Genomic DNA, 24,251 nt, shown 5'->3' on the forward strand with positions numbered 1-24,251 from the left:
GCCGCCGCCTGTATGCCCGCGCCCGTACTGATCAATATGGCGGAGTGCGCGGCTCGTCTCGCCGGATTCGCCAGGCGATCGCTCCAGCGTGCGGTCATGGAACGCATCCATGCCTGAATCGCTGCGCCACGCAGTCCAGCATCTCGTGGCCGAAGCGGTCTCGAACTGCCAGGAAGTACTGCGTTACATGGAACCCGACCGCGTCCGCTCCTGGGAGCGGATGACCCTCTACCGGGCTACAGACGCGGCCGACACACTCGACTCCACTTCGCTGCTGGTCGCCGCGTACCTGGAACACACCGGCGCCAGCACCGAGACGCCGCACCGGTACCTGCAGTGCCATCAGCAGCTGAGCCGTGCAGCCGGCCCCCAAGACGACGACCGGCCTACCCGGCCGGGCTGCCCGGCGGACCCGCGCCGCAAAACGGAGACCACCTCAGCAAGCGGCAGTATTTCATCAGGCAATTCCATGCCGAAGCTGTCCAAGATTCCGAGGAGAACCTCCAGCAGCTGCGGGCCCAGGCATGCCTCCCTGGGGCCCCACGCACGCCTGTGCGACGACATGGAGGCTCTGGAACATCTCCCGCCGCATCTGAAGACAGCAGCACGCAAGGACACCGACCCCCTCGAAGTGCCACAGCCAGCCCCCCTGTGAGGCTGCGACCGCGGCAACGCCCGAGCACGCCGCCGCCGGCAGGCCAGCCCCCGGGACACGGTGAGCACACCTCCAGGACTCCGGCTCGCACAGCCGCAGGCCCCGCCGGGACCTGGGCCAAGAACATGCGCACCGCAGCCCTGCTCGCGGATGCCCTCGCCGAACACCGTGAGGCCGGCCTCCCCGGGCCCGGATCCAAATTGGATCCGGGCCCTTCCAGGACTCTGTAAAGTCTCCCCGCGTCCCGCATGTCGATCTCTTTTGCGACCTGGGCTTTCTTGGTTGTCTCACGGCCGTGTCACCATGATCAGTCTCAAGTCCGCGGCATTTTCTCGTCCGACACCGGGCAGGCCAGCGTTCGTCCGGCCCACCACCTCTGTTGGCCCGTTCCAGGGCGCTCAGGGGCGCACGCGAATGACGGTCTTGCCCTTGCGCCGCTCAGCCGGGTTAAGCGCAGGGACGGCGCCTTCGAGGGTCGCGACGGTTCCGATGTGCGTGCGAAGGCGCCCGTCCCGCACCCGGTCGACGATCTCCACCAGCTGACTCGGAACGGACTCGACGACGAAGTCGACCGCCAGGCCGTCGGCAGGGCGAGCCTCAACAGGCCCGACCACCGACACCAGCGTCCCGCCAGGCCGAATGATTCTCGCCGAGCGCCTTTGGATGTCAGCGCCGATGACATCGAAGACCACGTCAACCCCGCCGATGTCGTCGAGATCCTCGGTGGCGAGGTCGAGAAACTCATTCGCGCCGAAGTCGAGCGCCGCCCGGCGGTCCGCTGCCCGCCCGGTACCGATGACGTAGGCCCCGAACTCCCGGGCGAGCTGCGTAACCACAGACCCGACCGCGCCAGCGGCGCCGTGTGCGAGGACGCTCTGCCCCGCCTGAAGACGACCGTGCCGGAACAGGCCTTGCCACGCGGTCAGGCCCGAGATCGGCAGGCTCGCACCCACCGTAAAATCGACGTTCCCCGGCAGCGGCGCCAGATTGCGTGCCTCCACGGCCGCATACTCCGCCAGGGTTCCATCGCGGTGCCAGTCCGTGATCCCGAACACCCGCTGTCCCAGCGAGAGCCCCGTCGTGCCATAACCGAGAGAGGCGACCACGCCGGCGAACTCGTGGCCAATGATCGCCTGGGCCCGATCGCGACCGGCGCGATCGACCCACGTCGAGGGCCACTCCCACTCCGCGGGAACGAAGCCCGACGCATGGACTTCAACGACGACATCGTTGATCGCCGGCGTCGGCTCAGGCCGCTCCGCGAGTGTAATCCCACCTGCTTCCGCGGCCGGATCCATCGCGACAATTGCCTTCACCGGTACCTCCGTATATCTCGTACTCACCGGCTCTGCGCACCGCCCAAGCCATGGAACGGGCTGACTACCAGAGAGGAACGGCAACAAGATCCGTCACCACAGACGGATAGACCACTGAAACACATCGAGCCCCACCAGAACTCGACAAACACCACACACCCAAGGCAGCAACACCCACCACGCACTAGTCTCACGGCGATGTCGTATACGACCTCGGTACGACACGGCTCGTGCGATTACGGCATCAGCCGTAAGACCCAACAGGCTCTTCTACGCGGCGAAGCCGACGTTGGTGACGTACTCGTACTGGCCCCACTGCGAGCCCAGGTCCACGATCGTGTCATCCCAGGCAGCATCGAGACCCTGGTAGTCGCCAACCGCCCAGGAGCCGACGATCCTGTCCCAGCGGCGCACGTTCAGCGTCCGGTACTCCACCACCCGCTGCAACGGCCGCGGCACCTGCGACTGGTCCAGGGGATGGATCTCCACCCGGGTCCCGCGACCCTCACGGTTCAAGCGCTTGAGGAGGTGGCGGGCGACGTTCTGCCTGCGCACCGCCCGGTAGGCGGCCTCGATCCGGGCCAGGTTCACCTTCGACGGGCTCCGTTTGCCCTCCAGCCACGCCTTGAGCGTCCGGTCGGTGACCGTCAGCCCGGCCTCCTGCGCGGCCGCACGCGCATGCCCGGTGCGGGTGAGGTAGTGCAGACGCGCTATCCAGCCACGCTTGACCGTCACCGGGGTAGCGATGCCGCCCGCGAGCTCGTCGAGCTTGCGCGCCACCGCGTCGCTGCCCTTGATGCCCCGGGCACCGAACTTCCCGAAATCGAGGTTCTTCTCCGGCACTACTCCCCCTCCCCTTCCGTCTCCACGTACTCGGTGGCATCCGTTCCGGCGGTGTACGTGTCCTTGACCTTCACCTCGGTAACGCCCCGTCCTTCGGGGAAGACACTGCGCCAGTCACCGATGACATGGAGCTCGTCGGTGCCCATCGCACGGACGACCGTCAGTCCCTCGTCGTGGGCCTTCAGTGCTTTGAGCCACAGGTTCGAGAACGCCTGGGAGCGGATGATGTGCATCCAGTCCGGACGATACAGCTCACGGTTGTAATTCGACTCCCCCATCGTCGACACGAACTTGCTGTACATCGCCTTCACGTACTCCAGGGTGACCTCGTCGCCTTGCTCGATCGCGGTGTCGCGGGCGTCCTTGAGGGCGATGCGGAACTTCTCCAGCAGGTTCTCGGTGGCACCGGAGGTGTAGGACTCGTGGATCACCGGGGGCGCACACAGCCCGTACTTCGGGCCGGACAGGCGCAGCAGGAGGCGCAGCGTCGGCTCAGTCACCCACAGGGGGCCAGGCTCGTCCCGCTGGCCGATCGGGTTCGGCAGCACATCCTCGTGCTCCCATACGGGCGGGGTGATCAGGTGGACACCGGCACGACGGCGGTCGTGAGGGAGGCCGATGGAGTGCTCGAGCTGGCCGAGGGGGAGGTGGGTCTTGAGCGCGGAGAGGTAGGCGCCGTTGATGTCGAGAGCGGTCACCTCATGACGACCGGGAGGGAGCTCGTGCCGGGTCCATTTGGGGCGGGCCTCCCAGATCTGGTCCGCACCGCGGGACGTCTGCTTCCTGAGGATGTCGGGGATCCAGGGGTGGGCGATCACGTCGTAGCGCGCGCCCTTGCGGGTCTCGTCCAGCAGGCGCATCGCGTCCGGGATCGCCCGCTTGAGCAACGCGGCTGTGGCTGTTTCGACGTCACCGTGATGCTCGGCGAGCGCGGCCTTCACCGCCTGGCCGATCAGGTCCCCGGGGCCGGACGGCTCCTGGAACGCACGACGAGCCGGCCCCTGGGAACGCCCGGAAGGACGCGGCGTCGTACGCGACGTGCGCGCCGTCACCGCCGGCTTGCCAGCCGGAACGGTGCCTGGCTGTACGGGCGCCATGGCGGGCTGCGGCGTGGCAGCGGGCGCAGCTACCGCGGGCGGCACAGCGGGCGCGGTGACGGCGGGCGGCGCAGCAGGCGCGGCAGCAGCGGGCGCGGTGACGGCGGGCACAGCTACAGGCGCGGTGACGGCGGGCTGGCAGTCGGCCGGATCGAGATGCTGGGCGAACCCCGCCACCCGGGTCCCGGCCGGACGCCCGCACAGCACACACGGCTCGGGCGCGGAGAGGACCTCCACCTCATCACCCTCACCGCCCTCGTCGGGCGCCGGCGAGGCCGGAGCAACGTCGGTTGTGGCAGGGGCCTGAGCCACGGCCGGCCCGGCAACAGGCACAGGAGCGTCCTCCGCAGCTGGGGCTTGAACCGTGGCCCCTTCGGCAGCGAACGGTGTCACCGCGACAGCGCCGGTGACGAGAACGGCGGCGGGCAGGGGGGGCGGCGGTCCGGGCGACCCGGCCGCGGGTCCCGCCGCCCCCGGCCGAGAAACGGCCGGCGGTGCGATTCCCCCGGCTTCGGCCCCACCGGCGAACTTCGCAGCAAGACCGTCCAGCAGGTAGGCGTATTTAGTGCGGGTCTCGCCGACCGGGTCCCTGTCCTTCTCCCAGGCGGCGACCGTGGACGGGCTCACCCCGAGCGCCCTCGCCACCTGCGCCTTCGACAACCGGGCTTGTTCCCGCAACTCCCGGCGGACCCCGGGGGCGGGAAGCCCGGCTTCCGGGCCGACGGCGGCAAGCAGCGAGTCGATCGCATCGAAGTCACTCACCGGGCCACCCCCTTCCCGGCAGCGGCGTGGGCGGTGCGGTGCCGGGCGGCGGGCAGTGTCTCGCAGGCCCGGGTCGGGCCCGCCAGCAGGTCCAGCGCGGCGATCTCGTAGTGCCCGGCCAGGACGTCGACGTCGCGCAAGGTCCACGAAGTGGCGCCGGTCTGCCGGCGCGAGATCTGCGTCTGCGTCAAACCCAGCACCGCAGCCAGCACCCGCTGCGACTCCCCCGTCGCCTGCATCAACGCCGCCACCGACAACCGGAGTGACTCCTCCAAACCCAAACCCATAGCACCAATCATAGCCCGAACATGATGCAAAAAACGCATCGAGCGTAGGTATTAGTGCTCAAGGATGCGCCTTGCCCCTGACTCCCGGACCAGGGAGACACAAAGCCCTGCCCCCGCCCCCTAACCCGCCCCGGCCCGGCCCGGCCCGACGGCAGCGGTCCGGGAACCGCCCACGCACCAGCCGGCACGCCGCACATCCCGCACCGCCGCTCCGGCTGGCGCGCATCCCACTCCACCCGGTCAGCCACACACCCCGGACACACCAGACCCACCACCTGGCGCCACAGAGCCCGGCGCAGCCGGACCGGCACTGACGGCAGCAGAGCGCCGCGGGCATGACGGGGCACCACACGCGCACAACACCAACCCCACCCCACCCAAAAACCACTAACTCGCTGATCAGCCAGCCCGGTCAAGGCGGAGCTGGACCAGGGCCCAGCCCCGCACACGCAGGGAACAGATCGGCGGCGTCCCGCTCTCCCTGGGCAAAGGACCATCCCCGCATGGACAGGGAACAGGAGCCGCTTCGAAGATCAGTTCAGAACGCGCCGGGACCATCCCCACGCCCACGGGGAACAGCTTGATTGTCTGGCCCATCTGGAACGCCACCTCGGGGTCATCCCCGCGTGCGCGGGGAGCAGGGGCACCCCGCGCCGGGGTGCTCGTGGAGGGGGGGTCCATCCCCGCGTGCGCGGGGAGCAGGAGGCCAGGGACCTGGGCCGGGGACCTGCACGTGGGTCCGTCGCCGCCGTTCGTGGTGATCAGCGGGACGGGAAGGGAGCCAGAGAGAGGTCCCACTGGTCAGCCGCGTGAAGCAGCGCCGCGGCGTCCATCCTGACCTCCACGGCGTACTGGCAGACGTCGGCCCCGTCGTCACCCTGGCGCCACGGGGGAGCCGCCTCCAAGGACAGATGAACGCGAATCACCGCCGTCCCACCCTCGCTCCGGCCGACGAGGCTGAAAGCCACGACCGGCTCGATGAACGACATGCCCGGCGACAGCTCACCATCGGCATCGGGCTCGGTGACGGCCACCGTCCCCGCCGCCACCGCGCGCAGCCACCCGGACACCTGACGGGCCTCATCAGTGAGCAGACACGGCTCGGCGAAAGACCAGCCGCCCTCAGGAGTCATCACCGCGCCATCAACGACCAGCCAGTTGTCGTCGTACGAGTCACCCCGGACACAGGCAAACTGATAACGAACCGGGCGAAGGCCGACACTGCTAGACAGATCGTTCAGGAACACCGGGCCAGGATGCCACGCGCCAGCAGGACGGACCGCGCCTCCCAGCCCGCATCGCGCGGAAAACAGCGGGTAGAGCGGGCTCCGCGACGCGAGAACGGGGACACCCCCGCGCGCGGGGACCAGCGGAGATCCACCTCACCGTCGCGCGGATCCCAGGGCCCATCCCCACGAGCACGGGGAGCAGACGGCGGTGACGATGGCGTACAGGTCGCCTCTGGGACCATCCCCGCATGCGCGGGGAGCAGACAAAGTCCGTGAAGCCCCATACAACGAGGGCGGGTTCATCCTCGCGCGGGCGGGGAGCAGCAGCTCGGGAACTTCAACTCGTACTCGGTGCCGGGTCCATCCCCACCCGCGGGGAGCAGCGCCGGAGGAGGCGGCCGGTGATCTCCTGCCCGGGACCATCCCCGCGTGGCGCGGGGAGCAGCAGGGCAAACTCAAGCCCGCCCTGGACCAGGTGGATCCATCCCCGCACGCGCGGGGAGCAGCGACCGGCCGTACGGCCGTCGATAGCTCGGGGTGGTCCATCCCCGCGTGCGCGGGGAGCAGCGGGCACCGCTCCGCCGGCCGGCCTTCCGTCGGGGTCCATCCCCGCACGAACGGGGAGCAGTGCACATGCTCACGGAAGCTGGCCCGAAGGGCGGGTCCATCCCCGCACGCGCGGGGAGCAGGCGAGTACGGTGCTCCAGCCGACGCGCCACATGGGTCCATCCCCGCACGAACGGGCAGCAGCGCCGTCCAGACCGGCCAGGGTAAGCCGCATGGGGCCCATCCCGCGCGTGCGGGGAGCAGCGGCCTGCTCGCCGCGCTGCTGGTCCTGCGCAAGGGTTCATCCCCGCGTGCGCGGGGAGCAGCTCATGGGCCAGAACGCCGACGTCATAGGAGCGGGGTCCATCCCCGCACGCGCGGGGAGCAGACATGGTGCAACGCCACCGCGCGGAGCTGCGCGGGTCCATCCCCGCACGCGCGGGGAGCAGTAGACCAGCAGCCACGCCTCACCGCGGGCTTCGGGACCATCCCTGCGTATGCAGGGAGCAGGACTGTTCGTCGTCGCGACCGCGCAGACCGACGGGACCCCATCCCCGCGCGCGCGAGCAGTCCGGCACCCTGCACGCGCGGGGAACAGATGAGCGGGTTCGAATCCCGCCGACTCACCACGGGACCATCCCCACGTGTGCGGGGAGCAGCAGGAGAGTTTTTGTCGTAGACGGCAACGCTTTTACTTCCGCTTCCGTGCCCGCTTCGGCTTCCGCTCAACGATCACCGTCTGAGGCGCGGCAGGCGCCTCGTCCTCAGAAGCCGGCTCAAAGCGTCCCGGGGTGCTCCTGCGCATCGCCTCGACGTACGACGGAAGCTCGAAGGTCCGCTGATCCCGATCGATCGGGATCTCTCCGAGGTGCCCTGAGGCGTCCCGGGCCCCGCGGGCGCCACCTCGCCGGGTGAGCACCTCGAGCGTGCCGTGGACGCGGTCGACCCAGTCACCGCGGTCCAGTTTGGGGTGCCAGCGCTCCCCCTCTCGCTTGGGGTCCCAGGGCGGGAAGCCAAAGGCGTACGACCAGGGAACGGCCGCTGACAGGTACTTCTGCACACGAAATCTCCCAGCGGCGGGTGCGGTGATATCGCTGTCGCTGAGCTTCTTGACGTCGGAGGAAGAGATAATGGCGCAGCCGTAGTGGCGAGGCTCGGCGTGCTTGCAGTCCTTGTACGAACTCAGCCCTGGGCAGGCGTTCCACTGAGCCGGGGGCGCCCAGTACGTACCTTCCTCGAAGGTGCCCTCAGGCCAGCCGTTGTAAAAGACGTGAAACGCGTAGCGGGCCTGGTCGGGGTTACAGCCCTTGATCAACGTGTCGTACTGGAAGGCGTCCTCGCCTGCTCCACGGTGCTTCAGCATCCGGTAAGTGTTGTCCTCGTAGACGCGCTTGGCCTGGATGCGAAGGCAGAGCCACCCCGCCTGGTCGTCTCCGATCCACCACTCCCAGTCAGCTCCTGAATCCCGCTCTTGCACCTGGCTGCTCTGGTAAGTCAGCAGTCCAGGCACTTGGTTCTGGAGCGTGAAGAGCAAATTGTCCGTGACAGAGGCCTCGTCGAACCTGCGCCCGGGAAGACGCCCGAATTCGATGCGCCCCCAGGTGTCTATCGCTGCCGTGTCCATGGCCGTACACAGGTCTCGGAGTCTTTCTATCGCCACAGCCTCACTCTTTCATGCCGGAGCGACCAGCACCGGGCGTTGCGTGAGTTGGACAGCGGGGGCCACGGGCAGAACGAGGGAGTGGGACCATACCCACGCACGGAGAACAGCGTTTACCAGGAATGGCCTGTGCGGTCGGAACCGTCCCACGCAGCGGGGAAGCAGCTGCAGCCGGCGAGCACGCCGAGTCGGCGCACAGGTCCATCCCCCGCACGCACGGGGAGCGGGCCTTCCTTCTCGGTGTTGTAGTGGACGACCTTGGGTTCATCCCCGCGCGTGCGGGGAGCAGTGGGCGGAAGCGCCCAACCTCATCGCCGCCCCGGGTCCATCCCCGCGTGCGCGGGGAGCAGCAGCTGGCGGACCTCGACGGCCTGACGCGGGAGGGTCCATCCCCGCGTGCGCGGGGAGCAGTCCGCCGCGTGGCGCCGTCCCTGGCGGGCTGCAGGTCCATCCCCGCGTGCGCGGGGAGCAGGTCTGCGTCTTCTCTCCCCTGGCCAGGATCCCGGGTCCATCCCCGCGTGCACGGGAAGCAGCCTCCGGGAAAGCCCGGCAGGCATGCCTCTGTGGGTTCATCCCCGCGTGCGCGGGGAGCAGCCGATCGGCCCTTGGGGCCGGTCCTCGTGGTCGGAACCACCCCCGCGCGTGCGGGGAGCAGACTCCGCGTCCTGGGGGTTTACGCGAGGCAGAGCCATTCTCAAGCACTTTCACCGACTGGACATACAGAACATATCCACCCACTGCTTACCCTGAAGAGCCGACAGGCAGCAGCACAGCCAACCCGGCATGGCAGGCACCCAAGCTGCTGGCTGACCTCTGGGAGGCAACAGCTGACACCTGCGACACCCACCCTGCCCACCGGTCCGAGGCCATCCCGGCGCGTGCGGGGAGCAGAAGTCCCCGTCACCTACCGGCCCATGATCCGGGGGGCCATCCCCGCGTGCGCGGGGAGCAGAGGATGTGCCCGAGTTCGTGGAGGATGATGTGGGACCATCCCCGCGTGCGCGGGGAGCAGCTCCTCGTTGTCTCCGCGCTTGATGCGGCCGTGCTTGGCAGCTGATTATTCGCGGATGGGACCCGAAGTTCAGTCGTTCGTCGTTGATGGCCCTCTGCCTGACCGGAATGCCGGCGAGGAGGAGATCGAGCGGAGAGTGAAGCAGCTCGAAGCCATCCCCTCACCTGTCACGACGGAGGAGGCGCATGCACTGGCCGGCTGCTTCGGTCCGGACGACTGCTACGGCGTCGCGTGGTCGCTGGTGCACTTGATCGAGACCACTTCGGGCCCGTTGCCCTCAGTAAGCCGTCCCGGTCCCGACACCAACGAGTGGCAGCAAACCCTCTGGAGCCGATGGGGAACCTGAACGCTCCCCGACAACGGCCGCAAGACCGGTGGGATCATCAGGGTTTGCACCGTTCCGCTTCGGTGACGCGGAAACGGCACGACTCGGTGCCCGTCTGGATGAGGGTGCAGCGGAACGTGACCCGGCCGGCCACAGCCACGCAGAGACGGGGGCCACCGAAGGGCTTGTCCCACTCGGCGAACAGGGAATCCGTGGCGACCGCGGTCGCCTTGCATTCCTCACGCTCAGTGAAAATCCGGAACAGCAACCTCGCACCCTTCTTGTCCAGGTTCATAAACCCCAACTCGCCCAGGCAGAGAAGACCGACCTTGCACACGCGGGGAGCAGCACGATGCCGGGCACGTGCCCCTCGGTGAGGTGGGGTCACCCCGCACACGCGGGGAACAGCTCACCCCCCACGACGCCCAGCGGGCCCTGTGGGGACCATACCCGCATGCGCGGAGAGCAGACCTCGAGAATCGAGTCGACAATGTCCGGATGAGGTCCATCCCCACATGCACGGGGAGCAGCTGGAAAGACCCCGGGGCCGCTGAAGCAGGAGGGACCATCCCCGTGTGCGCGGGGAGCAGACTGGTGTGGTGGTCTTGGTCGTGAGGTGCCGGGGGCCATCCCCGCGTGCGCGAGGAGCAGCACGTGCCAGTTGACCGGCGGCGTTCCCCGCGCACGCGGGGAGCAGCGACTCACCGTCAGAGCCCGAGACGTCGGGGTACGTCCATCCCCGCACGTGCGGGGAGCAGAACGAGAGCATGTTCATGCCGCCGAAGTAGACGGGGCCATCCCCGCGCGTGCGGGGAGCAGATTGCCGCAAGTTTCTTCCGCTCAATTTTTTAGGGACCATCCCCGCGCGTGCGGGGAGCAGCCCTCGACCTGCTCACGCGTGTAGAGGCGCCGGGGACCATCCCCGCGCGTGCGGGGGGCAGACTCCGTGACCTGCACCTTTACAGCCGGGCGAAGCCGTTCTTGAGCACTTTCACCGACTCGGACATATGGAACACATACACCCCCTTGCTTGCCACGAAGAGCCGACAGGCAGCAGCACAACAGACTCGGCATCACAGACACAACCACATGCCGGCCGATCCCTGGGAGACAACAGCCGACACCCGGACACCCACCCCACCCACCAGTTCGAGGCCATCCCCGCGCGCACGAGGGGCAGTGCTTCTGGCTCCGGCCGGTCCCTGACTGCATGGGACCATCCCCGCGTGGGCGGGGAGCAGCACGTGCACGATGCAGTGCCCTCCCACCTTGGCGGGACCATCCCCGCGTACGCAGGGAGCAGAGGCCGCTGCCGCGGTCGAGGGGCACTTCGGTGGGTCCATCCCCGCGCGTGCGGGAAGCGGGGCCCCCTGCCCCCGCTACCGCGGGCCGCTGGGTGCCCATCCCCGCATGCACGGGGAGCAGCCTTCTATGCCTTACCAGGGTCGTGAGGGGCGGGTCCATGCCCGCGTGCGCGGAGAGCAGGCATCGGTGCTTCCCACATTTACCGGCTGCGTGGGCCCATCCCCGAGTGCGGGGAGCAGGGGGAGCTCTGCGGCGCGCTGTTCGCGGGCCCGGGTCCATCCCCGCGCGCAAGGGAGCAGTCGAGGCCCGGGGCGGAGCCGAGGGGTCCATCCCCGCACGGTGCAGGGATCAGCAGTCGGTGGTGCTGTTTCGCGGGGCCCAGTTGGGACCATCCCCGCGCGTACGCAGGGAGCAGAAGCCCGGCGATGCGTCCTGCGATACGGCCTCGGGGTCCATCCCGCGGTCGGCCAGGGCGCGGACTTTGGTGCCGATGACATCGTCGAGCGCGAGGACCGGGCCGTACTCGGTGGTGCGGGGCGGAGCCCAGAACGCTTCCTTGAGAATGTCGACCTCGCAGTGGGCACCGGTAGCGGGGTCGGTAGCGATGAGGCGCCCGGACAGGGGGTCGGAGCGCACCTGGGCCACGGCCCAGCCACGCTGGATGAGGCCATCGCTGAGAGTGCGGACAATCTCGTCCATGGGAGCGGGGTTCTCGGTGGCCACATCGAGGTCCTGGCTGACGCGGTCGACCAGCCCGTGGGCCTGGATGGCGTAGCCGCCGGTAATGAGACCAGAGGGTAGGGCGTGCCGATGGCAAGGACGTCGGCCAGCAGACGGCGATGCAGATCATCCAGCTTCATGCGGCAGCCGCGGCCCGGCCGGTGAGTTCGGGGAAACGGGCTTCTCACACTTCACGGATCGGCCGGCTGACCAGGGTCCGCAGCACCGGCCACTGGTCAAGCAGCAGGTCACGGTTGAGGTAAGTGACCACGTCCTCGCGCAGTCCCTCGGCGAGGACCGTGCGGTACAGGCTCATCCGCAGCCGGGGCCTGTCCAGATCGAAAGAACGCACCCCCGACCACACCACATGCAATGGCAGATCAACCCTGCCCCGCACAGGACCGGCCAGATCATCCAGACTCGCCGGCAGCTGACCGGCATACCGGGCACGCAGCACCTCAAGCGCGGACACCGCATCAAACGCAGACGAGGGAGCCATACCCGATTATCACGCACCACACAGGGAACAGCGAAGAACCGAGCACGGCAAACCCATCCGCCCCGCACCCCTCCCCACGCGCACGCGGAGCAGGGCGGCTGGACAGTCTTCAAGAGCGCGGGACTGGGTCCATCCCCGCGAGCACGGGGAACAGGCCGGAGTTGCCGGTAGCCCAGTGGTGCGTCTCGGGTCCATCCATCCCCGCACGCACGGGGAACAGGTCGACGCGAGCGAGGGTTCGAGGCCAGCCAGATCCTAGCCACGCGTACGGAGGGAGCAGGCTACGTCGATGCAGCCCTTACGCAGGATGCCGGAACCATCCCCGCGCGTGCGGGGCAGTGGGCACCAGCCATGTGGGGGTTCGCCCCGTAGGAACCATTCCCGCCACGCACGGGAAGCAGCGGTTTGCCGCCAAGCTTTTCCCGGCCTCGCCGGGAGTATCCCCGCATGCACGGGCAACAGCGACGACGTCACGGGCTTCACGGGCGCGAGCGCGGGTTCATCCCCGCGTGCGCGGGGAGCAGAGCCACACCACCACAGCGGTGGTCACGGTCGACGGGCCCCCGCGCGGGGAACAGACAACACTGAGCACGCCAGCGCCCATCTCGCCGGAGCCATCCCCGCACGCACGAGGAGCAGTCATCGGCGGCACAGGACGCAGGCCCCCTCACGGACAAGGAGTCCATCCCCGCGTGCGCGGGGCGCAGACCGCCACGACCTGGATGCCGGCGTCGCGGACGGGTTCATCCCCGCGTGCGCGGGGAACAGGTCGACCTCTCCCACGTCGACCTCGCGCACGTGGGGCCATCCCCGCGTGCACGGGGAACAGCCAGCCTGGACGGCCGTCCTTGGTGAAGCCCTCGGGCCAATCCCCGCGTGCGCGAGGAGCGGTCGCCCCGTTTGACGGCGCCAGCCATCTCGAAGGGACCATCCCCGCATGCGCGGGAGCAGGAGACCGCGCTCGGTAACCGCTTCACCATCGCCGGTCCATCCCCGCCTGCGCGGGGAGCAGGCGGCCGGCCACGACTGGGCCGGGATGCCTCTGGGACCATCCCCGCGTGCGCGGGGAGCAGATCCACTGCCGCCCCGATTTCGGCGAGACGTCGGGTCCAGCCCCGCGTCCGCGGAGAGCAGCAGGACAGCTCGGCGAACTCCTCTTCGCGCGCGGGTCCATCCCCGCATGCGCGGGGAACAGGTCTGTACGCCCTCTTGCTTGCAGAACCCCGGGGGGCCATCCCCGCACGCGCCGGGAGCAGTGATCCTCTTTCGTTGGTGTGAGAGGTGATCCGGGTCCATCCCCGCGCGTGCGGGGAGCAGCCCCTGCTGGAGGGTCACGAGCAGGACGGGCAGGGACCATCCCCGCACATGCGGGGAGCAGTGGATCACCGTCTCGGCCTGGCCACTGGACTCGGGACCATCAGCATGCTTTTCGTCGGGTCCACCCCCACGCGTGCGGGGAGCAGGCGCGGGCGTGCCGGTGCAGGTCCATGCCGCCGGGTCCATCCCCGCGCGTGCGGGGAGCAGCCCCGAACACGTCGGAAGCCCCGGTCATCACGGGTCCATCCCCGCCTGCGCGGGGAACAGAGCGGGCCGAGCAGCCGGTCGAGCGCGGCACGGGGACCATCCCCGCGTACGCGGGGATGGTCGCATACGCCTTGGTGACCGACGAGGACGGGGGGTTCATCCCCGCGTGCGCGGGGAGCAGACCTTGCGACCTGCACCTTTACAACCGAGCGGAGCTGTTTTTGAGCACTTTCACCGACTCAGGCAAACAGAACATACCCACCCCCGCTCGCTACGGACAGCCGACGGACGACAGCACAGCCAACTCAGCATCGCAGGCACCGCCACTTGCTGGCTGATCCCTGCAGGACAACAGCCGACACCTGCGACGCCCCGCCCACCAGATCGAGACCACCCCCGCGTGCGGGGAGCAGCGACCGAACGCCTCCTCGCTCAGGCGGCGCGGGGGGTCATCCCCGCGGGCGCGGGGAGCAGCCGCACCCGTCGGCGACCGTCTTGGTGATGGCGGGGTCATCCCCCGCGTCCGCAGGGAGCAGCTCAAGCTGCCCCGGGTACACGGGAGGGGTCATCCCTGCGTACGCGGGGAGCAGGCACGCTGCGAAGCCGCCCACAGACCGGCCCCGGGGTCATCCCTGCGTGCACGGGGAGCAGGACCTCACGCTGCTGGCTTCGTAGGTGAGTTGTGGTTCTGATCCACTTCTGTGGTGTGACTGCCTCCCGAGACCGTCTGGAAACGGCCGGTGGCGGCGGCGTTCGGGCTGATGGTTCTGGGCTGTGCGCGAGGTACTGCTCCGGCTGGAAGAGCTGCTCTTCCTGTCGGCTCCGGAGATCAGGGTGGTGTCGGTGCAGGACGACGGCGAAGTGGTCCGGGTCGGTGTCAGATCCCGTCCAACCAAGGCGTGCTGCCCGGGCTGCGGGAGCTGGTCGGAGCGGGTGCACGGCTCCTACCTGCGGTTTCCCGCCGATCTTCCCGTGGCAGGACGGCGGGTGGTACTGCGGCTGCGGGTCCGGCGCTTCACGTGCGACGACGCCTCATGCGAGCGGCAGACGTTCGTCGAGCAGGTCACGGGCCTGACCCGCCGACACACCCAGCGGACCGAACGAATGCGGTCAGCGCTGGCCGAGGTCGGCCTCGCCCTGGCCGGCCGAGCCGGTGCCCGGCTGGCCGACGCCTTCGGGGCGAGAGCCAGCCGTAACACGGTCCTACGGCTGGTCGATGCGCTCCCGGAGCCTCAGCAGCCGCCCCCGCGGGTAGTCGGCGTCGACGAGTACGCGATGCGCAAGGGACGTGTCTACGGGACCGTCCTGGTCGACGTCGAGACCCGCCGACCGATTGACCTGCTGCCGGATCGCGAGGCGGCCACGGTCGCGGCCTGGCTGGCCGAACGCCCGGGGATCGAGGTCGTCTGCCGTGACCGCGCTCCGTTCTTCGCAGAAGGCGCCAGTACCGGGGCACCCACCGCCGTCCAGGTTGCCGACCGTTTCCACCTCTGGCGCAACCTCGGCGAAGCCGCCGAACGGTGCATCTCCCGTCATCGTTCCTGCCTGCGCGCGACCACCGCCAAGGCGGCCCCGCAGAAGTCAGAGGCCCAGACACCGGCGGACGGCGGCTCGCCATGGCCCACCGGACACCGCTTCGCCGACCGCACCCGCGCTAAGCACGCCACCGTCCACGCGCTGCTGGCCGCCGGCCACAGCCGACGCTCGATCCAACGTCAGCTCGGCATGACCTACCGCACCGTCCAACGGCTGGCGGACGCCGCGAGGCCGGAAGACCTGTTCCAGGGACAGTGGCAGAACCGCAAGACCAAGCTCGACGACTTCAAGCCGTACCTGAACGACCGGTGGGCCGAAGGCTGCACGAACGCCTGGACCCTCTGGGAAGAGATCAAGACGCACGGCTACCACGGCGGCTACGGAGCCGTCCGCGCCTACCTCCAGCCGTTCCGCACCACCCCGACCTCACCGGCCGCCCGACCACCATCGCCGCGGACCGTCGCCGGGTGGATCCTGACCCACCCCGACACCCTGCCGGAGAGCGAGCGACTCAAGCTGAAGTCAGTGCTCGCGCACTGCCCTGAACTGGACGCGCTCACCGGTCACGTCCGCACGTTCGGGAGGGTGATCACCGAACTCCAGGGCGACCGGCTCCCGCAGTGGATCAAGGCGGTCCGCGCCGACGACTTGCCCAGCCTCCACACCTTCGCCAACGGCCTGGAACGCGATCTCGCCGCCGTCACCGCGGGCCTGACACTGCCGTGGAGCTCCGGCGTCGTCGAAGGTCACGTCAACCGGATCAAAATGATCAAGCGCCAGATGTACGGCCGGGCTGGCTTCGGCCTCCTGCGGAAACGAGTCCTGCTGGCATCCTGACCAGACAGTCACGAGCTCTGCTGGAGTCGCTCCGCAGCCTGAGCAGGGGTGTCGTAGTAGCCAGGCCGTGCCAGCAGGACCGAGCCGAAGTAGTAGCCCTGCTCTTCCTCTGGCTCGTCGTCGGCTGCGAACGGGCGCCAGAAGCTCAGGAGCAGGCCAGAGGCGACGAAAGACGCTGGATCGTCGGGGTCTGCCTCGATCGAGGTGTGCTCGCCCATGCGTTGCACCAGCTCGCGGGCCGGTATCGCGAACACGTCCAGGCCCCGGAAGACGACTCGGTCTGTCTGAGTCGACGGCCTCCCGAGCTCGATGGCTTCGAGCATGTCTCGCGTGCAGTGGATGCTGATCATCAGTCCACTGGGACGGAAGATGTGCTGCCCCGGCCGGTCGGACGTCGAGACCGCGGAGAGATCGCGGAGCGAGTCCAGTGCCACGTTGGCCGATTGCCGATTCATACCGATCCGCAACGGGCCAACGCCGTTTGGTGGGGCGAGGTCGAAGTCCATGCGGGCATGATCCCAAACAGGTCTGTCAACGAGCCGCGAAGGGCCCTCCAACCCCGAGAAGTTACAGAGCGTGACTGCTCCACAGAAGTTGGACCAGAACCTGAGTTGTGAAAGCGGTTGTTGGTGACTTTGGAGAGCGCGAGGCCCTGAGTTCGTCGCTCGGTGTGGGTGAGAAGTAAGAGCGGTTGGCTGGGTTCGAGTCCGTGCTGGCCGTCAGGACAGTCCAACCGGGGCCGGCCTCAGCCGCTGACCGTTCAGCTCGTGGGAGTCCTCCTCGTCCCACCACAGATCGTCCTGCTCGGTGAGGTAGGAGTGCAGACCGCGGACGCCTCCACCGTCACGAAGCGCTTGCGCAACGGCGTGAAGGAAATGTGCCAGGCCGGGCCAGGATTCGATGAAGTCGCCGCCGCTGTGGCCGGCCCAACCGAGACGCCCCACGTCTGGGCCGGGACGCTGGTCGATCACCTGTGCCATGCCGTCGGCGCTCTCGGCCCAGGGCACCCAGAGCGGGTGCCACCAGGGCTCGTCGTCCCAGGGGCCGGTGGTCAGGCCCTCGCTCTCGGTCGCGACGTCCATGCAGGTCTGCCATCGGTCCACGAGTCCGCTCACCGACAGGGGGGCCTGCTCGGGCAGGAGGGTCGCCCAGGTGCTCAGCCCGTTGTGGCATCGTAGGGACTCGGCGAGATCACCGGGCAACGGGATGCCGAGGAACCATTCCGCGCTCCCAATCTCCTCCGGTGTCGCCGGCGGGTTGAGCACTGCAAGGCCGGAAGCTGAGTGCACCGCCAGCCAGGCATCGATCCGGCGCCATGACTCCGACCGGGACAAGGTCTGCTGAGTCATGACGCCATCCTGCCGCACGTGTCCGACACGGCGAACCGAGGACCAGGCAGGGCACCGGGCGGGGCCAGCCGGCCATCTGCTGCTGTTCGGCTCGGGCGCGGGTAGTGGCGAAGCGGCAGGAGCCGGTACCGGTCCCCGATGATGTCGCCGCCGAAGGCGAGTCGGCCGACGATGGCAGCGCAGAGAGGGGTCAGTGAAGGTCCTGGCCCAGCCGCCCAAGCTCTCGTTGGCAGCGATGACAACGCTGTTCTTCTCCTCGCGCCCGGCCAGGACCCGGAAGAGGAGTTCAGCGCCCCTGCAGTCGAACTCCATGTATTGGGCCGGGGACAGGACGCCACGCACCCCCTCGGGTGCCGGTCTTCCCATTCCCCGCCCGCCGAACCGGAAGGGCGCGGGGAGCAGATGCTCACGTCCCATGAGGCACCCCAGACACCCAGCGCATCCCCGCCCACGCGAGGAACAGCCGACCAGGCCCCCTCTGGGGGCCTGATCGCGGGACCATCCCCACAAGCGCGGGGAACAGTTACCCCCACCTTCCCGGCCTCATGGATGGAGGGGACCATCCCCACGAGCGCTGGGAACAGGGGGTCGCCGGCCTTGGCGTGGGAGTCCCAGAGGGGTCCATCCCCGCCTGCGCGGGGAGCAGTTTCCCGATTCGTGGTTGGAGATCGTCTGGAAGGGACCATCCCCGCGTGCGCGGGGAGCAGCCGTTCCTGTCCTACCAGGGGCGGCCGTCATCTGGTCCATCCCCGCGTGCGCGGGGAGCAGGTCAAGAGCGACTTACCGACCCCGCCCTTGCGAGGTCCATCCCCGCGTGCGCGGGGAGCAGACTCCGCGACCTGCACCTTTACAACCAGGCGAAGCTGTTTTTGAGCACTTTCACCGACTCAGGCATACCAGACATACGGAGCATGTCCATCCTCGCTTGTTGTTGGAGAGCCGACGCATGGCAGCACGACAGACTCAGCATCGCAGACCCCGCCGCTTGCCGGCTGACACCCGTGAGGCAACCGACGGAGCAGCACAAGTCACTCCAGCCATGCCCTCTTTCACAGCCCCCCCACGCAGGCGGGAAGCAGTCCACCTTCGCCGACGAGCCCGGAACCCCACCGGGACCGTCCCCGCGAGCACAGGGGCCATCCCCGCGAGCGCGGGAAGCAGTGACGCAGCCATTCGGGCTCTGCGTCACCCTTGGGTTCATCCCCGCATGCGCGGGAAGCAGTGCTGGCCGACTACGTCCGCCGTGAGCTGATCCGGACCACCCCCGAGCGCGCGGGGAGCAGGCGATGCATGCAGCCGGCATGTCCGGCCCCCGAGGAGCATCCCCGCGTGCACGGGAAGCAGGTGCGGTCGATCAGCCGGCCGAGCTGACGGGCGGGACCATCCCCGCCCGCGCGGGGAGCAGGAGACGATCACTGCCTTCGAGCAAGCCCTGCCGGGTCCATCCCCGCGTGCGCGGGGAGCAGGGGCTGACGGCGGTGCGGGCCAGCATGACCAGGGGTCCATCCCCGCACGCGCGGGGAACAGAGCGGCACCTGCTAGGCCAGGCGCAGGGCCTCGGGTTCATCCCCGCGCGTGCGGGGAGCAGAGTGCGTTGTCTACTCCGGCTTGAGGTACAGAGGGGCCATCCCCGCCTGCGCGGGGAGCAGCACCACACCCCGGCGCTGTTCAGACAGTCCGGTGGACCATCCCCGCCTGCGCGGGGAGCAGCAGAACGCTATCCCAGTCATGGTCCGGGACCAGGGACCATCCCCGCCTGCGCGGGGAGCAGACTCCGTGACCTGCACCTTTACAGTCAGGCGGAGCTGTTTTTCAGCACTTCCACCGACTCAGACATACAGGACACATCCACCCCTGCTTGTGATGAACAGCCGCCAGACAGCAGCACAACAGACTCAGCATCGCAGACAGGGCCGCCTGCCGACTGATCTCCAAGGGACAACAACCGGCACCTGCGACACCCACCCGCCAGTTCGGAATGATCTCCACACACGCGGGAAGCAGCTCGCCCCGATCGTCTCAGCAGCGCAGGCCACGGCACCATCCCCGCACGCGCGGGGAACAGGATGCCCGACCTCTCGCCATGAGTGCGTGTTTCTGATCCCCGGATCTGAGTAGCCTTGGGTTCTACGCTGGCGCGGTGTCCAGGGGTACCGGGCAGGGCGGAGAGAGGATCTGTCGGGCTTGTGGTGACCGGCTGAAGCTAGGCGCGCGGCCTGACGCCTTGTTCTGTTCTGCGGCGTGTCGTGCCAGGCAGTGGCGTACGGACCGGCGGTTGCGCAAGCGTACGGCTGCCGCGCTGAGCGGTGCGGGCGAGGTGGAGTGTCCCGAGTGCGGGGCTCGGTGGGTGGCTGGCGTTGACCGGCGGTCGAACACCGTCTTCTGCTCGCGCCGGTGTGTGGTGAGAGCTTGGAGGCGCCGGAAGGAAACGTTCGGCGAACGGGCACAGTGACCGCATCCCGAACGCATGCTGCGTCCAACTTCGTTCAGAGCACGGTCACTTGCGGTCGTTCGTTGTGATCTGCGTATTTACGGTCTGACTCTCGGTGCTGAGCGGGCCGTGTCCACGTCACGGACATCAGCTCCGTGCTGCGGCCCGCATGGGTGGTGAGACCCATGACGGAGGAGATCGACAAGGTCGGAAACGTCAGCCAGTCCCGTTACGAGCAGATCGTGGCCGAGTTGCGGGACGTGGTGGAACAGCAGACGCGCGGGCAGTTCACGATCGGGGACCGCGCCCTGGAGATCGAGCCGATGAGGGAGCCAGGCGGCCACCACGCGGTGGACCCCGAGTGGTCGGTGACCATGACGCTCACACGGCTGGCCGAGGACATCGGCCTGAAGTTCAGCACGGTGAAGTCGGCGAGGTGGACATCCTCACGCTGGCCGGCCGATCGCCGGTAGAAGGGCGTCTCCTACACCGTTCACCGGATCCTGGCCTACATCGAGGACGACCAGGAACGATTCGACGCGATCCTCACACCGCCTGGGGGCAAAGCCCGGTGGACGCCGGACGACGCCAGCCGGCGGGTCGGCAACCGGGTCGAGACCCCGGTGACGCCGAAGGAGAAGATCACCGCGATCCACACGCTGGCTCAGGACGACCAGGTCGCCGCGGTGGTGACCAGCGACTTCCTGAAGCGGCCTGAAGTGACGGCCAAGGTGACCACGGTGGACAAGGCCCGGGTGGTGGAGGAGTTCACCCGTGACGAGCACGTGGCCACCACGGCGGCAAGGAACCTGCTCCGCAGGCCGGACGTCGCGTTCAAGGCGATGAGCGACGACACCGCCCGCTTCCAGGTCAACCATGCCCAGGTGGAGCGGTCCCGGCAAGCCCGCGACCACTTCGAGGACACCAGCCCCGTCGCCCCGGCGGTGAAGAAGATCGACCGGACGGTGGAGTTCCTGGACCTGGTCACCGCCTGCCACTCGTTCGTCGCCGCGGCCGGCCGGACCGTCCCGGGCCTGCGAGCCCGCAACCTGAGCGAGGACGAGGCCACGATCGTGCACCAGAACGTCGCCAAGGTACGGGCGACGCTGGACTGGATCGAGACCGCCATCGACACCGGCAAGGTCGACATGGACGACGCGCTCGCCCGCATGCTGCGGGGCGAATAGCCATGCCCCGCGCCTCACGGCGCCGGGGCGAAGCCGCCCAGCGGCATGCGGACACCCTGCGGTTCGTGCTGTTCGAGGCCAGACCCGCAGGGCTGCTGTTCCCCCAGCTGACCCGCGCGAGTGGGCTGTCCCCCAGCCAGGTCAGGTCAGGGCTGGCCGCCCTGCGCGACATCATCGCTGAAAACGGCTGGCCACCGCTGATCTGGACCAGGGCCGACGGCTACCAGCTCGGCGCCGAACGCGCCGCGCTGGAGGCATACGAACGGGCCGTACTCACCGAGAAGCTGACCGAGTTCCGCCGCTTCATCACCGGCACGGTCGCCCCGCACGCCGCCGCCCGCCCGGGCGACAAGTGGGTCAAGCACATCATCGCCCAGCTCAACTCCATAGAATCCACCCTCGACCTCGTCGTCTCAGCCTGACCACCACAGAGGGGACGCCAGGTCTCCGGCCGGGCGTCCCCTCGGCACCCGACTCGGAGGGAGCCCGCCGCCATGCGTCAGCGTCGCTATCCCTCCGACACCACGAACGCGGAATGGGCCCTGCTCGAACCGCTGCTGCCTGAGCCCGCCTGCGAGACCAGCCGCGGCGGCTGACCGGAGAAACACTCCCGGCGGGAGATCGTCGACGCGATCCGCTACGTCGTGGACACCGGCTGCAAATGGCGGGCCCTGCCTGCAGATTTCCCACCCTGGCGCACGGTCTGGGGGTTCATGGCCCGCTGGGCAGCGGCCGGGATCGTCGGCCAGATCCGTGACCATCTCGCCGGCCGGATCCGCCGCGACATGGGCAAAGGCCCCCGAGCCGTGGCCACCGTGATCGACTCCCAGAGCGTGAAAGCGGCCGAGACCGTCTCCAAGGCCACCCGCGGCTACGACGCGGGCAAGAAAATCAACGGCCGCAAGCGCCACCTGGTCGTGGACACCCGCGGCCTGCCCCTCATGGTCATGGTCACCCCCGCCGACCTCCACGACGCCGCAGCCGCCAAGGAAGTGCTCTTCCGCCTCCGCCTGATGCACCCCGAGATCACCATCGTCTGGGCCGACTCCGCCTACGCCGGCAAACTCGTCGACTGGGCAAAACAGCACCTCAACCTCACCATCAAACCGGTCAGCCGCCCCAAGGACACCTCCGGCTTCGTCGTACTTCCCCGCCGCTGGGTCGTCGAGAGGTCACTCGCGTGGATGATGCACGCCCGCCGGCATGCTCGCGACTACGAACGGCTCATCCAGCACTCCGAGACCCTGATCACCTAATCCGGAGGTAGCAACGGTCCGGACCGCGTACGTGATCTGCACCGTTCGAACACCCGGACCGTCACGCCTAGTCCAATCCGGGCGGGTCGATGCCTAATCCGGAGGTAGCAACGGTCCGGACCGCGTACGTGATCTGCACCGTTCGAACACCCGGACCGTCACGCCTAGTCCAATCCGGGCGGGTCGATGCCTTCCCATGGAGCGGCGGGCGGTCCTGGTGCCTGTGGCAGTCGGTGGGTGCCGAGGCGACGTCTTCCGTAAGCAGGGCACGCGATGCCTCCACGGAGATCGCGCGGGTCTCGGTGCCTCTCCGGCCGCCACCACTTTGATCGTGGCGGCTTCGTGGGCGCCGGGCGGACGCCTTCTTATCACCCGGTTCTGACGCCTTGGCCCAGAGCGGCGGTGCCCGACGCCCTCGTAGCTGCCACCGTCAAGCACTGCGCTCTTGATCACTCGTTGGTGTTGGTGGTGCGAGCCCGCCGCACGGTGACCTCTTGCTTCGCCCGAGCCCGTCCGAGCTCCCGCATAGACCGAGGCCCGTGAGGTGAGCTGGTGCCACGAACAGCTGCTGAGGTGGCGGACCGGCCTCAATGCCGAGTCCTGGGATTAGGTCGCTGCGTGGTTCCGTACGAGCTCGTGACCAGCACAAACGCATAGCATTACGGGAGGGACCTTGATCTACTGCGGCATCGACTGGGCGGAGAAGACGCACGACGTCGCCCTGGTCAACGACACCGGCCAGCTCCTGGCCAAGCGGCACATCACCGACGACGCCACTGGCTACAAGATCTTGCTCGATCTGCTCGCCGAGTACGGCGACACCGAGGAAGCCCCGATCCCGGTCGCGATCGAGACCTCCCGCGGCCTGCTGGTCGCCGTGCTGCGGACCGGCAATCGGCAGGTGTTCGCGATCAACCCGATGGCGGCCGCCCGCTACCGCGATCGCCACTCCGTCTCGCGCAAGAAGTCCGACCCCGGCGACGCCCTGGTCCTGGCGAACATCCTGCGCACGGACATGCATGCGCACCGCCCGCTCCCGAACGACTCCGACCTGGCGCGGGCGATCGCCGTCCTCGCCCGCGCCCAGCAGGACGCCACCTGGAACCGACAGCAGGTCTCCAACCAGCTCCGATCCCTGCTGCGCGAGTACTATCCCTCCGCACTGGCCGCCTTCGAGTCCTGGCGCAACGGCCTGTGCCGGCGCGAGGCACAGGAGCTCCTCAAGACCGCCCCCACCCCGACGCGAGCAGCCCGACTCACCCGCACCCAGCTCCAAGCCGCGCTGAGGCGGGCCGGCCGCCAGCGCGGGATCGAGGCCGAAGTCGAGCGGCTCCGTGAGATCTTCCGGGCGGACTGGGCCCACCAACCTGCACTTGTCGAGGAAGCCCTCGGCAAGCAGATGCTCGCCCTCCTCAACCAGCTGGAGGCAGCTTGCACGGCCGCCGACCAGCTCGCCGAGGCGGTGGAGGACGCGTTCCCTCAGCACCCGGACGCTGAGATCATCCTCAGCTTCCCCGGCCTCGGCACCCAGCTCGGCGCCCGGGTGCTCGCCGAGGTCGGAGACGACCGCACTCGGTTCGCTGACGCCCGTGGTCTCAAGGCATACGCCGGGTCCTCACCCATCACCCGAGCCTCCGGCAAGAAGTCGTCCATCACCAGACGGTGGGTGAAGAACGACCGACTCAACGCCGTTGGCTACCTCTGGGCCTTCTCCTCGATCACCGCTTCACCCGGCGCCAAGGCCCACTACCGGCGTCGCCGTGATCACGGAGACTGGCATGCCTCAGCCCAGCGCAACCTCTTCAACCGCTTGATCGGCCAGCTCTACCACTGTCTCCAGGACCGCGAACTGTTCGACGAACACACCGCCTTCCC

General features: G+C 68.7%; 15 protein-coding genes and 4 pseudogenes. 7 read left to right on the forward strand and 12 right to left on the reverse strand.

Annotated elements, in window-relative coordinates:
* The first annotated feature begins 109 nt into the window (after positions 1-109).
* On the forward strand, positions 110-655 hold the full coding sequence (locus tag IE096_RS30655; protein WP_189457290.1) for a hypothetical protein: 546 nt from the start codon (positions 110-112) through the stop codon (positions 653-655).
* A gap of 398 nt (positions 656-1,053) precedes the next feature.
* Here the strand turns inward: IE096_RS30655 and IE096_RS30660 are convergent, their stop codons facing one another.
* From IE096_RS30660 to IE096_RS30685, 6 genes are all read right to left on the reverse strand, one after another.
* A complete protein-coding gene (locus tag IE096_RS30660; protein ID WP_189457292.1) occupies positions 1,054-1,971 on the reverse strand; it encodes an NADP-dependent oxidoreductase in 918 nt (305 codons plus the stop codon).
* A gap of 270 nt (positions 1,972-2,241) precedes the next feature.
* The gene (locus tag IE096_RS30665; protein WP_189457294.1) at positions 2,242-2,814 is read right to left on the reverse strand and encodes a transcriptional regulator; all 573 of its coding nucleotides are present in this window, start codon (positions 2,812-2,814) and stop codon (positions 2,242-2,244) included.
* A complete protein-coding gene (locus tag IE096_RS30670; protein ID WP_189457296.1) occupies positions 2,814-4,673 on the reverse strand; it encodes a helix-turn-helix transcriptional regulator in 1,860 nt (619 codons plus the stop codon). The genes IE096_RS30665 and IE096_RS30670 overlap by 1 nt, the downstream gene beginning before the upstream one ends.
* Positions 4,670-4,960, reverse strand: a complete 291-nt coding sequence (locus tag IE096_RS30675; protein WP_189457298.1) for a helix-turn-helix domain-containing protein — start codon at positions 4,958-4,960, stop codon at positions 4,670-4,672. Before IE096_RS30675 ends, IE096_RS30670 begins: the two co-directional genes overlap by 4 nt.
* A gap of 761 nt (positions 4,961-5,721) precedes the next feature.
* On the reverse strand, positions 5,722-6,207 hold the full coding sequence (locus tag IE096_RS30680; protein ID WP_189457299.1) for a WapI family immunity protein: 486 nt from the start codon (positions 6,205-6,207) through the stop codon (positions 5,722-5,724).
* Positions 6,208-7,426: 1,219 nt separating this feature from the next.
* Positions 7,427-8,359: a DUF6615 family protein gene (locus tag IE096_RS30685; protein WP_189457301.1), complete on the reverse strand. Its 933-nt coding sequence runs from the start codon at positions 8,357-8,359 to the stop codon at positions 7,427-7,429.
* Positions 8,360-9,462: 1,103 nt separating this feature from the next.
* Between IE096_RS30685 and IE096_RS30690 the strand changes: the two genes are divergently transcribed.
* The gene (locus IE096_RS30690) at positions 9,463-9,753 is read left to right on the forward strand and encodes a hypothetical protein (protein ID WP_189457302.1); all 291 of its coding nucleotides are present in this window, start codon (positions 9,463-9,465) and stop codon (positions 9,751-9,753) included.
* 37 nt (positions 9,754-9,790) lie between these two features.
* Here the strand turns inward: IE096_RS30690 and IE096_RS30695 are convergent, their stop codons facing one another.
* The 3 genes and pseudogenes from IE096_RS30695 to IE096_RS30705 form a co-directional block, all read right to left on the reverse strand.
* Positions 9,791-10,129: an ATP-binding protein gene (locus tag IE096_RS30695; RefSeq protein ID WP_308430404.1), complete on the reverse strand. Its 339-nt coding sequence runs from the start codon at positions 10,127-10,129 to the stop codon at positions 9,791-9,793.
* A 1,364-nt stretch (positions 10,130-11,493) separates the two neighbouring features.
* A pseudogene (locus tag IE096_RS30700) lies at positions 11,494-11,897 on the reverse strand (nucleotidyl transferase AbiEii/AbiGii toxin family protein); the annotation flags it as partial.
* 44 nt (positions 11,898-11,941) lie between these two features.
* A complete protein-coding gene (locus IE096_RS30705; RefSeq protein ID WP_189457307.1) occupies positions 11,942-12,256 on the reverse strand; it encodes a hypothetical protein in 315 nt (104 codons plus the stop codon).
* Between the two features lie 2,298 nt (positions 12,257-14,554).
* Here IE096_RS30705 and IE096_RS30710 point away from each other — a divergent pair.
* Positions 14,555-16,153 carry an ISL3 family transposase gene (locus tag IE096_RS30710; RefSeq protein WP_229820748.1) on the forward strand — a complete coding sequence of 533 codons (1,599 nt, stop codon included), beginning with the start codon at positions 14,555-14,557 and terminating at the stop codon, positions 16,151-16,153.
* Positions 16,154-16,161: 8 nt separating this feature from the next.
* Here IE096_RS30710 and IE096_RS30715 read toward each other — a convergent pair whose 3' ends face one another.
* The 3 genes and pseudogenes from IE096_RS30715 to IE096_RS32225 all read right to left on the reverse strand — a co-directional run.
* Complete coding sequence (locus tag IE096_RS30715) at positions 16,162-16,659, reverse strand: hypothetical protein (protein ID WP_189457308.1); 498 nt, start codon at positions 16,657-16,659, stop codon at positions 16,162-16,164.
* A gap of 213 nt (positions 16,660-16,872) precedes the next feature.
* Positions 16,873-17,502, reverse strand: coding sequence for an SMI1/KNR4 family protein (locus IE096_RS30720; protein WP_189457311.1), 630 nt, complete (start codon positions 17,500-17,502; stop codon positions 16,873-16,875).
* Positions 17,503-17,742: 240 nt separating this feature from the next.
* Positions 17,743-17,919 (reverse strand): annotated as a pseudogene (locus IE096_RS32225) (hypothetical protein); the annotation flags it as partial.
* A 2,199-nt stretch (positions 17,920-20,118) separates the two neighbouring features.
* Here IE096_RS32225 and IE096_RS30730 point away from each other — a divergent pair.
* The 4 genes and pseudogenes from IE096_RS30730 to IE096_RS30745 all read left to right on the forward strand — a co-directional run.
* Positions 20,119-21,120 (forward strand): annotated as a pseudogene (locus tag IE096_RS30730) (DUF6192 family protein).
* Positions 21,121-21,122: 2 nt separating this feature from the next.
* Positions 21,123-21,542, forward strand: coding sequence for a RacP protein (locus IE096_RS30735; protein ID WP_189457313.1), 420 nt, complete (start codon positions 21,123-21,125; stop codon positions 21,540-21,542).
* 72 nt (positions 21,543-21,614) lie between these two features.
* Positions 21,615-22,373: pseudogene (locus tag IE096_RS30740) on the forward strand (IS5 family transposase); the annotation flags it as partial.
* Positions 22,374-23,049: 676 nt separating this feature from the next.
* The coding region (locus IE096_RS30745; protein WP_189457315.1) for an IS110 family RNA-guided transposase at positions 23,050-24,251 on the forward strand (1,202 nt) is incomplete at its 3' end.

The sequence above is a fragment of the Streptomyces abikoensis genome, assembly GCF_014648775.1.
In the GTDB taxonomy this organism is placed as follows: domain Bacteria; phylum Actinomycetota; class Actinomycetes; order Streptomycetales; family Streptomycetaceae; genus Streptomyces; species Streptomyces abikoensis.

Coding starts and splice junctions, on each gene's coding strand:
- IE096_RS30690 (WP_189457302.1), top strand. CDS start 9,463: ATGGGACCCGAAGTTCAGTCGTTCGTCGTTGATGGCCCTCTGCCTGAC.
- IE096_RS30705 (WP_189457307.1), bottom strand. CDS start 12,256: ATGGCTCCCTCGTCTGCGTTTGATGCGGTGTCCGCGCTTGAGGTGCTG.
- IE096_RS30655 (WP_189457290.1), top strand. CDS start 110: ATGCCTGAATCGCTGCGCCACGCAGTCCAGCATCTCGTGGCCGAAGCG.
- IE096_RS30685 (WP_189457301.1), bottom strand. CDS start 8,359: ATGGACACGGCAGCGATAGACACCTGGGGGCGCATCGAATTCGGGCGT.
- IE096_RS30675 (WP_189457298.1), bottom strand. CDS start 4,960: ATGGGTTTGGGTTTGGAGGAGTCACTCCGGTTGTCGGTGGCGGCGTTG.
- IE096_RS30715 (WP_189457308.1), bottom strand. CDS start 16,659: ATGGACTTCGACCTCGCCCCACCAAACGGCGTTGGCCCGTTGCGGATC.
- IE096_RS30735 (WP_189457313.1), top strand. CDS start 21,123: ATGCCCCGCGCCTCACGGCGCCGGGGCGAAGCCGCCCAGCGGCATGCG.
- IE096_RS30720 (WP_189457311.1), bottom strand. CDS start 17,502: ATGACTCAGCAGACCTTGTCCCGGTCGGAGTCATGGCGCCGGATCGAT.